The sequence below is a fragment of the Dyella sp. LX-66 genome, from assembly GCF_018599165.1.
Classification (GTDB): Bacteria; Pseudomonadota; Gammaproteobacteria; order Xanthomonadales; family Rhodanobacteraceae; genus Dyella_D; species Dyella_D marensis.
Genome location: NZ_JAHFVJ010000013.1, coordinates 97,677 through 106,588 on the forward strand (window position 1 = coordinate 97,677; position 8,912 = coordinate 106,588).

An 8,912-nucleotide genomic window follows, 5' to 3' on the forward strand; every position below is an offset into this window, starting at 1 on the left:
TCAGCGCGCCGGCGCCGCCGTATCGAACACGATCGGCCGGCTCGCGCGCGAACGCCGGTAGCTGGACCACACTTCGCCGTAATGCAGCACCCGGCCCACCGTATAGGTGGTGATGCGCACCACGTCGCGCACCGGATTGAAGTGGCTCATGCGGAACTCGCCCTGGTAGCGCGAGGCGATTGGCACCGAAGCCATGCCTAAGCCCTTCTCGCGCGAGGCGGCGATCAGGATGGCCGCCTCGAACACGAAGTTCTCCGCCGGCAGTTCCACCAGGTCCAGCGCGGCGCGCGGATACCAGCGCTGGCCGCTCTGCGTGTCGGCCACCGGCTGCGCGCAGGCCCAGGAAATGCCCCAGTCGGCAATCGCATTGGCGATGCGGCGCGGCCTGGGCTGCTGCGCTTTGTCGAGCAGGCGGGCGCCGATCACGATGTGGTGCGGATAGCGCTGCGCGGCCGCGACGATGCGCGGCACGTCGCTGGCCAGGTGCTGGCCGTCGCCGTCCATGGTCACCACCGCGTCGAAGCCCTGGCGCAGCGCTTCGCGGAAACCGGTGCGCAGCGCCTCGCCCTTGCCGCGGCGCTGTTCGTGGCGCAGCAGAGTCACCGGCAGGCGCGCGACGATGTCCGGCGTGCGGTCGTCGGAGCCGTCATCGACCACGATGACCGGCGCGCCCAGCGCGATCGCCGCGCCGACCACGGATTCGATGGCCGCCTCTTCGTTGAGGCAGGGGATAAGTACACACCACGGGTTGGCCGGGACATTCAAGCGACGTTCTCCATGAGGATTTCCAGGCCGAGCCCTCCCGCTGCGGCCATCTGACAATGACGATCTCGACCCGCCAAAACGACAAGCAGCGGCAGCGCCGCGGCGGCCGTGGCATTGGCCTCGCTCCAGGCGGCGGGCAGTGGGCCGTCGTCCGTATGCGTTGCCACGCGCGGCGCCAGCTGCAGCGACAGCGTGGCTAGCGTGCGCGGCGAGGCTTCCGGTGCGAGCACGAAGGCGCAGCCGAAGGCCTGGGTACTGCGGGTGATCGGCGCCAGCGGACCGGCGCCGGCGACGTCGCTGCACACGAACAGCACCGGACGCTGGTCGGCCAGCGCCATGGCGGCCGCTTCCAGCAAGCCGGCGCCGATGCTGTCGTGCCAGGCGCACACCGCCGAAGACGGCGCGTGGCAGCCGGTGGCGATGGTCCAGTAGCCGGCGGCGGCGTTGTGCACCGAGTTGTGGAAGCGCGTAGGCGACAGCTCGGTCGGCGCATGCGCCAGCGTTTCGCACATGTAGTCGGTGATGCTCAGGTCGCCGAAGGCGGAGCCGAACACGCAGGCCAGTTCCGCCGGCGCACGGCCGCTCATCGCCACCGCCTGGCCGGCTACTTCGATCGCCAGCAGCACGCTTTCCGGCGCGCGGCGGCGTTCGTTCGCCGGCAGCGTGGCGGCCGGCGGCCTGCCGGCGGGAGCGGGCGCGGGCGTGCCTTGCAGCTGCCCGTGCAGCGCGGCGAAATCCGCCAGCTGCGGCGACCACACGCCGATGCCTTCCACGTGAACGCGCATGCTCATGCCGCCGCCTTGCCGAACGCGAGGCAGGCATTGTTGCCGCCGAAACCGAAAGAATTGCTCAAGGCGATGCGTACGTCGCGTCGTTCGCCGCGCCAGGCGAACTGTGGCCCGCAGGCCGGATCGGGCTCGTCGCCGCCGAGGTTGCCCGGGACGAAGCCGTGCTCGAGCGCAAGCAGCGCGAACGCCGCCTCGACGATGCCGGCCGCGCCCAGCGTGTGGCCGGTATAGCCCTTGGTGGAACTGGCGCGCGTGCTGGCCGGAAAGATGCGGCCGATCAGCGCGGCTTCGACTTCGTCGTTCTTCAGGCTCGCGGTGCCGTGCAGGTTGATGTAGTCGACCTGCGCGGCGTCCAGGCCGGCGCGTGCCAGTGCATCGCGCAGCGCCAGTTCGGCGCCGAGTCCTTCCGGATGCGGCGTGGACATATGGTGGGCGTCGCTCGCTTCGCCGTAGCCGAGCAGGCGCGGCGCGGCGGGCGCGGCCTCGGCGCGTTCGAGCAGGGCGAAGCCGGCGGCCTCGCCCAGCGACAGGCCGCGGCGCGCGCGGTCGAACGGGCGGCAGCGTTCCGGCGATACCAGCTCCAGCGAGTTGAAGCCGAACAGCACGCTGCCGCACAGCGTGTCGACGCCGCCGACCACGGCGGCATCGACCAGACCTAAGCGGATCAGCCGCTCGGCGCTGGCGAACACCTTGGCGCTGGACGAACACGCCGTGGACACCGTCAGCGCCGGCCCCTGCAGGCCCAGCGCTTCGGCGACGAAGGCGGTGAGCGAATGCGGCATGTGTACGCCGGAGCGCTCCAGATCGGCCGGCATGCGGCCGTTTTCCAGGCGGCGGTAGCCTTCCTCGGTGGCGCCGATGCTGGCGGTGGACGTGCCCAGTACCAGCGCGATGCGCGCGGCGCCGTAGCGCGCGATGGCCGCTTCGGCCTGCGCCAGGAAGCCGTCCTGCTGCAGGCCCAGCCAGGCCAGGCGGTTATTGCGGCATTCCCAGGCGGCGAAGGCGGCGGGCAGGGCTGCGTCCTCGACGCCGTCGACGCGGCCGATCCAGCAGGCCAGCGGCGCGTCGCCGAAATCGTTCGGGCGCAGGCCGCCGCGCGCCGCTTCGAGCGCGCGGCGGTGATCGGCAACGCCGTGTCCCAGTGCGGACGTCACGGTGTATGCACTGATAGCAAGTGGATGAATGGGTTGGGGCATCGCGGGAGCCTAGCGGGCGGCCGCTGGGTGCGCCCAGTGCGGCCGGTTCTTGCGTTCATATTTCCGCCTATTTTTTTCCATTGCGGCTTTCATAAGCCTTGCCCACACTGCTGGCCTTTTGCCGGACCCATCCTTGTCCTCCCTGCTCGCGCCCCTGAAACGCGGCCCCTGGCGCCATGCGCGCCGGCGCGATCTGCTGCATGTGGCGGCGGTGGTGGGCGCGGCGATGGTGCTGAGCCTGGGCCTGGTCTGGCTCGGTTATCTGCTTTACGTCTGGCGGGTGGCCTCGCGCAGCCCGTTGGCGCCGCCGCAACGGCGCGACCTGCTGGTGTTCGGCCGCAAGCTGGCCGGCGACCGGCCGGAGCGCGACTACCAGCAGCGCCTGGCCCGCGCGCTGGCCCTGGTGCATGAAGGGCGCGTGGAGCGCATGTTCCTGCTCGGCGGCTGCAGCGGCGGCCGCATCAGCGAGGCGGAAGCCGGCCTGGCCTGGCTGCGCGCGCATGGCTTGCCGGATGCCGTGGCGCCGAAGCTCGAACAGGCCTCCACCGATTCGCTGGACAACCTGCGCCACGCCCGCAGCCTGCTGCGCCACGACGATCCCGGCCATGCGATGCCGCCGGTGGCCCTGGTGACCAGCCGCTACCACCTGCCGCGCTGCCTGCTGCTGGCGCGCTGGCTTGGGTTCACGGCGAGCGTGCCGGTGGCGGCGGAGGAACGCCTGCGCCTGGACCGCCGCATCGTGCTGCGCCTGCTGGCCGAAGCGGCCTATGTGATGTGGATCGACCTGGGCCTGCGCTGGGCGCGGCGCATCGGCCATGCGCGGCTCTTGATGCGCGTGCGCTAGGGCGCGGCGCACGGTCGCAGTCCTGCTGCCGGACGGCTTGCTAAGCTCGCGGTGTTTTCCCCATCCACGGACGCCTAGATGAGCCAGCAAACCGACCGAGTCGAACAGTTCTTGCGCCAATTGCAGGACCGCATCTGCAGCGCGGTCGAACAGCTGGACGGCAAGGCGAAGTTCGTCGAGGACGCCTGGACGCGCCCCGCCGGCGGCGGTGGCCGCACGCGCGTGCTGCGCGACGGCGCGGTGTTCGAGCAGGCCGGCGTGAATTTCTCGCTGGTGCACGGCAGCCAGCTGCCGCCCAGCGCCACCGCGCACCGGCCGGAGCTGGCCGGCGGCGGTTTCGTCGCCACGGGCGTGTCGCTGGTTCTGCATCCGCATAATCCTTATCTGCCGACCACGCATGCCAACGTGCGTTATTTCGAGGCGAGCAAGGACGGCCTGGAGCCGGTGTGGTGGTTCGGCGGCGGCTTCGATCTCACGCCGTTCTATCCCTTCGACGAAGACGTGGCGCACTGGCATACGGTGGCACGCGACCTGTGCGCGCCGTTCGGCGCCGAGGTCTACCCGCGCTACAAGAAATGGTGCGACGAGTATTTCTATCTCAAGCACCGCGCCGAGACGCGCGGCGTCGGCGGCCTGTTCTACGACGATCTGAACGAAGGCGGCTTCGAGCGCTGCTTCGATTTCACCCAGGCCGTGGGGCAGGGTTTCCTCGATGCCTACCTGCCGATCGCCGAGCGCCGCAAGGACACGCCGCACGGCGAGCGCGAACGCGAGTTCCAGCTGTACCGGCGCGGGCGCTACGTGGAATTCAACCTGGTCTACGACCGCGGCACGCTGTTCGGGCTGCAGTCGGGCGGGCGCACCGAGTCGATCCTGATGAGCCTGCCGCCGCGCGTGCGCTTCGAATACGCCTATACCCCGGAGCCGGATTCGGCCGAGGCGCGGCTGTCGGATTACCTCAAGCCGCGCGACTGGCTTTGACAAAAAAGCTGGCGGCCCGGCCGGGCCGCCAGCATCGGTGGATCAGTCGTCCGAGGCCGGCATGTCGCCGGAGAACTTGGTCGGCGTGGCGCCCTTGATCGTGCCGACCTGGGCGCTGTCGCTGATCTGCAGGATCACTTCGCGGCGGAATTCCAGCGTGCCCTGCACCACGGCGTGCGGGCCGATCACCACGTGCGGCGGACGGTTGTTGCTGTTGAACCAGCCGCTGGGCTTGTCGACCAGAATGCCGCCTTCGACGCGCGAATTGGCGCCGATATAGATGCTGCCGTTGACCGTCTCGATGCCGTGGCCGATATGGCCGCCATCGAGGTTGATGCGGCCGTTGACGTTGCCGACCTTGCCCGAGACGTCCGCACCCTTGCCCAGGCGGATCGCGCCATTGGTGGTGCTGACTTCGCCGCTGACCTTGGCGCCGGCGCCCAGGGTGGCCGAGCCGTTGACGGTTTCCACCTCGCTGGCCTGCGCGCGCTCGCCCAGTTCCACCGAGCCGTTGACGGTGCTGGCCTTCTGCACCACGGCGCGCTCGCCCACGTGCACCGAGCCGTTGACCGAGCTGACGTCGCCGGCCTGCTGGCCGGCCTCGACGCGGACCGCGCCATTGACCTTGTCGATATCGTTGTCCCGGGCCTGGGCGGCCAGCGGCAGCGCGAGGACGAGGGCCAGGGTGAGCAGGGTGCGGCGCATGGCGGAACTCCTTGAGTGAATGACCTGCCTAGGATGCTCCGCCGCGGCACGGGGTTTAGCATGACCTTCGACAGGGGCGCGATTTGACGGGCAGGAAGGCGGCCTGCACCATCCGGTCTTTCCCCGCAGCCCTTTCATCGCCATGCACAAACTCGTACTGATCCGCCACGGCCAATCCCAGTGGAACCTCGACAACCGCTTCAGCGGCTGGGCCGACGTCGACCTCACCGCGCAGGGCATGGAAGAGGCCAAGGAAGCCGGGCGCCTGCTGAAAGAGGCCGGCTACAGCTTCGACGTGGCGCACACCTCGGTGCTCAAGCGCGCCGTGCGCACGCTGTGGGGCGTGCAGGACGAGATGGGCCTGATGTGGATCCCCGTGATCACCGACTGGCGCCTCAACGAGCGCCACTACGGCGCGCTCACCGGCCTCAACAAGGCGGAGACGGCGGCGAAGTTCGGCGAGGACCAGGTCAAGGTGTGGCGCCGCAGCTACGACATCCCGCCGCCGGCGCTGGAGCGGGCGGACAACGAGTCGGTGCAGGACCCGCGCTATGCCGGCCTGGATGCCTCGGTGATTCCCGACACCGAATGCCTGAAGGACACCGTGGCCCGCGTGCTGCCGTACTGGCACGACGTGCTGGCGCCGGCGATCCGCTCCGGCCAGCGTGTGGTGGTGGCCGCGCACGGCAATTCGCTGCGCGCGCTGGTGAAGTACCTGGACGGTATTTCGGACGACGACATCGTCGAGCTCAACATCCCCAACGGCGTGCCGCTGGTGTACGAGTTCGACGAGCACCTCAAGCCGTTGCGCCACTACTACCTGGGCGACGCCGAGGCGATCGCGGCGAAGATGGCCGCGGTGGCCAACCAGGGCAAGGCCAGGTAAGCGCCGCGCCGCGCGGGTGACACGCGTCACCCGCGATAGCTGTGCGGCGTCAATCGCCGTGAAACAGAACGAGCGTTAGGCTGCGCCAACTTCCACGACGAGTGCCGCGCCATGGCTCCGAACATGATTCCCGCGCTGATGATTCCGCTGATGGCGTACGGCATGTACCGCCGCGTGCGCGGCAACTTCGGCCAGCAGCCGATCCGGCGCAAGCGGATGATCGCGCGCGTGGTGGTGCTGTCCCTGCTGACCGTGGCGCTGTCCCTCACCGGCCTGTACAACCCGATGCTGCTGGTCGGCCTGGCCGGCGGCATCGCCGGCGGCGCGGTGCTGGGCACGGTGGGCCTGCGCCTGACCCAGTTCGGGCAGAACGGTAGCGGCGAAGACGTCTATATCCCCAACCCGTGGATCGGCGCCGGCCTCACCGTGCTGCTGATCGGCCGCCTGGCCTGGCGCTTCATGGTGGCGATGCCGCAGATGCAGGACCCGGCCATGGCCGCCGCGGCCGGCCACGCGCCGCCGATGGGCAACAGCCCGCTGACCCTGGCGGTGTTCGGGCTGATGGTGGGCTACTACCTGGTGTATTTCATCGGCCTGCTGGTGCACCACCGGCGCTTCCAGCGCGAGCGCGGGATCGCCGCCTCGGCCGATTGAGCGGACGCGCTGTCAGAGCGCGTCGTTGTCCAGCTCGCCGGTGCGGATGCGGATGACCTGGTCCAGCGCGCTGACGAAGATCTTGCCGTCGCCGATCTTGCCGGTGCGCGCGGCCTGGGAAATGGCCTCGACCACGCGGTCCAGCTGCTCGTCCGCCACCGCCACTTCCAGCTTGATCTTGGGCAGGAAGTCGACCACGTACTCGGCGCCGCGGTAGAGCTCGGTATGGCCTTTCTGGCGGCCGAAGCCCTTCACCTCGGTCACCGTGATGCCCTGCACGCCCACTTCGGCCAGCGCCTCGCGCACGTCGTCGAGCTTGAAGGGTTTGATGATCGCCACCACCAGCTTCATGGGAACCTCGTCACTTAAGGCAGCGGGCGGCAGGCGCCCCCGGGGAGCGGCATTTTGCCCGTCCCGGGGCGGATTTGTCGCCTGTGACGACGGTGTGTAGGAAAATCCCTACATAAAGCAGCGGAGCAGGCCGATGGCGTACAAACTAGGCGTTTACTTAGACTTCTTTCCGACGAGTTCGAGGTGCTATCCATGATGGATAGGCAGGATATCGATCAGCTTGCCTTACGACTTGCCTCGTTGGTTCCGCCAGGATTGGCTCAGGCGCATGAGGACCTCCGCGCCAACTTTTCCGATGTCCTTGCGCAGGGACTGCGCCGCCTCGACCTAGTCACCCGCGAGGAGTTTGACGTCCAGAGCCTCTTGCTCGCCCGTACGCGAGCCAGAGTGGAAGCCTTGGAGCGACGAGTGGCCGATCTGGAGGCGCTCGCCGCATCGCGCGGGGGCTAGCCCTTCTCCCTCCCGGGAGCCGTCCCCGGTCCGTCACCCTCACCCCGAGAACGACCGGGGGCGGTCATTCTCTTTGCCCGCTCCGGAAACGCCGTCGCCATGAGTCTTGCCGTCACCCTCAGTCGAGCCCAGGAGGGGGTGGCCGCGCCGCAGGTGATGGTCGAGGTGCATCTTTCCGGCGGTCTGCCCGGCACCAACATCGTCGGCCTCCCCGAAGCTGCCGTGCGCGAGGCGCGCGACCGGGTGCGCGTGGCGATCCAGAACACCGCCTTCGAATACCCCAACCGCCGTGTCACCGTGAATCTGGCCCCGGCCGAGCTGCCGAAGGACGGCGGGCGTTTCGACCTGGCGATCGCGCTGGGCATCCTCGCCGCCGGCAACCAGGTGCCGCGCGAGCGGCTCGATAACTGCGAATTCCTCGGCGAACTGGCCCTGTCCGGTGCTTTGCGCGGCGTCTCCGGCGTATTGCCCGCGCTGATGCGCGCCCGCGCCCGCGGTCGCAAGGTGGTGGTGCCGCGCGCCAATGCGGCGGAGGCGGCGCTGGTGTCCGATGCCGACGTGCGCGTGGCCGATTCGCTGGCCGAAGTCTGCGGCTGGCTGCGCGGCGTGCAGGACCTGCCCACCCCGGCCGCCGCCCCCGCCAACGACGAGCTGGCCGGCGACGGCCCGGACCTGCGCGACGTGCGCGGCCAGCGCCATGCGCGCCGCGCGCTGGAAATCGCCGCCGCGGGCGGCCATCACCTGCTGCTGGTCGGTCCGCCCGGCACCGGCAAGACCATGCTGGCCGAACGCCTGCCCGGCATCCTGCCGCCCTTGAGCGAATCCGAGGCGCTGGAAACCTGCGCCGTGCTGTCGGTGGCGGGGCAGGCGGTGGAAGCCGGGGAATGGCGGCGCCGGCCGTTCCGGGCGCCGCACCACACGGCGTCCGGCGTGGCCCTGGTCGGCTGTGAACTCTCAAAGACGAAGCGACTGAACAAAAAAGATTGCGACTATGGCTTCTGCTAGAAAAGCCGCCTCCCTTGAGTTCTTAGAATTCATTGCGGACATTTCACATCCGGGAACAGGGGAGATACTGATTGATCGCCTAGCGCCTTGGATGGGGCTTAGCGAACGGGAGGTCAGGAAAAGCTGGAGCGCTCGAGGAGCCCATATTTCCTGGTCAGTGTGGTACGCCCCCGCTTTCGTAGACGGTTAGCTGCTGGATTTTGAGTTAGCCGCCTCGAACATCATTGGCGCAAGGCCACCCAGATGTCCATGTCGGCGTTGTCGGTTGTAGAAAACCTCGATGTAAT

The 8,912-nt window shown here is 69.0% G+C and carries 10 protein-coding genes and 1 pseudogene; 6 read left to right on the forward strand and 5 right to left on the reverse strand.

Annotation, left to right across the window (positions count from 1 at the left end):
- From KK141_RS19940 to KK141_RS19950, 3 genes are read right to left on the reverse strand one after another with little or no spacing between them, the layout of a single operon-like run.
- A complete protein-coding gene (locus tag KK141_RS19940; RefSeq protein ID WP_214572832.1) occupies nucleotides 1–765 on the reverse strand; it encodes a glycosyltransferase family 2 protein in 765 nt (254 codons plus the stop codon).
- Entirely contained in the window at nucleotides 762–1,556 is a 795-nt protein-coding gene (locus tag KK141_RS19945; RefSeq protein ID WP_214572831.1) for a beta-ketoacyl synthase chain length factor, read from the reverse strand. Before KK141_RS19945 ends, KK141_RS19940 begins: the two co-directional genes overlap by 4 nt.
- Nucleotides 1,553–2,749, reverse strand: coding sequence for a beta-ketoacyl-[acyl-carrier-protein] synthase family protein (locus tag KK141_RS19950; RefSeq protein WP_214572830.1), 1,197 nt, complete (start codon nucleotides 2,747–2,749; stop codon nucleotides 1,553–1,555). Before KK141_RS19950 ends, KK141_RS19945 begins: the two co-directional genes overlap by 4 nt.
- Nucleotides 2,750–2,882: 133 nt before the next feature.
- Between KK141_RS19950 and KK141_RS19955 the strand changes: the two genes are divergently transcribed.
- Complete coding sequence (locus KK141_RS19955; protein WP_250901890.1) at nucleotides 2,883–3,593, forward strand: YdcF family protein; 711 nt, start codon at nucleotides 2,883–2,885, stop codon at nucleotides 3,591–3,593.
- Nucleotides 3,594–3,671: 78 nt separating this feature from the next.
- Nucleotides 3,672–4,574, forward strand: a complete 903-nt coding sequence (gene hemF / locus KK141_RS19960; protein ID WP_214572829.1) for an oxygen-dependent coproporphyrinogen oxidase — start codon at nucleotides 3,672–3,674, stop codon at nucleotides 4,572–4,574.
- Between the two features lie 42 nt (nucleotides 4,575–4,616).
- Here hemF and KK141_RS19965 read toward each other — a convergent pair whose 3' ends face one another.
- Nucleotides 4,617–5,279 (reverse strand): hypothetical protein, encoded by a 663-nt coding sequence (locus tag KK141_RS19965; RefSeq protein ID WP_214572828.1) that lies wholly within the window; start codon nucleotides 5,277–5,279, stop codon nucleotides 4,617–4,619.
- A gap of 142 nt (nucleotides 5,280–5,421) precedes the next feature.
- On the opposite strand from KK141_RS19965, the gene gpmA reads away from it, so the two are divergent.
- On the forward strand, nucleotides 5,422–6,165 hold the full coding sequence (gene gpmA / locus KK141_RS19970) for a 2,3-diphosphoglycerate-dependent phosphoglycerate mutase (protein WP_214572827.1): 744 nt from the start codon (nucleotides 5,422–5,424) through the stop codon (nucleotides 6,163–6,165).
- 111 nt (nucleotides 6,166–6,276) lie between these two features.
- On the forward strand, nucleotides 6,277–6,819 hold the full coding sequence (locus KK141_RS19975; protein WP_214572826.1) for a DUF1453 domain-containing protein: 543 nt from the start codon (nucleotides 6,277–6,279) through the stop codon (nucleotides 6,817–6,819).
- 12 nt (nucleotides 6,820–6,831) lie between these two features.
- Here KK141_RS19975 and glnK read toward each other — a convergent pair whose 3' ends face one another.
- Complete coding sequence (gene glnK / locus KK141_RS19980; RefSeq protein ID WP_167253333.1) at nucleotides 6,832–7,170, reverse strand: P-II family nitrogen regulator; 339 nt, start codon at nucleotides 7,168–7,170, stop codon at nucleotides 6,832–6,834.
- A gap of 192 nt (nucleotides 7,171–7,362) precedes the next feature.
- Here glnK and KK141_RS19985 point away from each other — a divergent pair, with 192 nt between their 5' ends.
- Nucleotides 7,363–7,620 (forward strand): accessory factor UbiK family protein, encoded by a 258-nt coding sequence (locus tag KK141_RS19985; protein ID WP_167253335.1) that lies wholly within the window; start codon nucleotides 7,363–7,365, stop codon nucleotides 7,618–7,620.
- A 99-nt stretch (nucleotides 7,621–7,719) separates the two neighbouring features.
- Nucleotides 7,720–8,565, forward strand: a pseudogene (locus KK141_RS19990) (magnesium chelatase domain-containing protein); the annotation flags it as partial.
- Nucleotides 8,566–8,912: the final 347 nt, after the last annotated feature.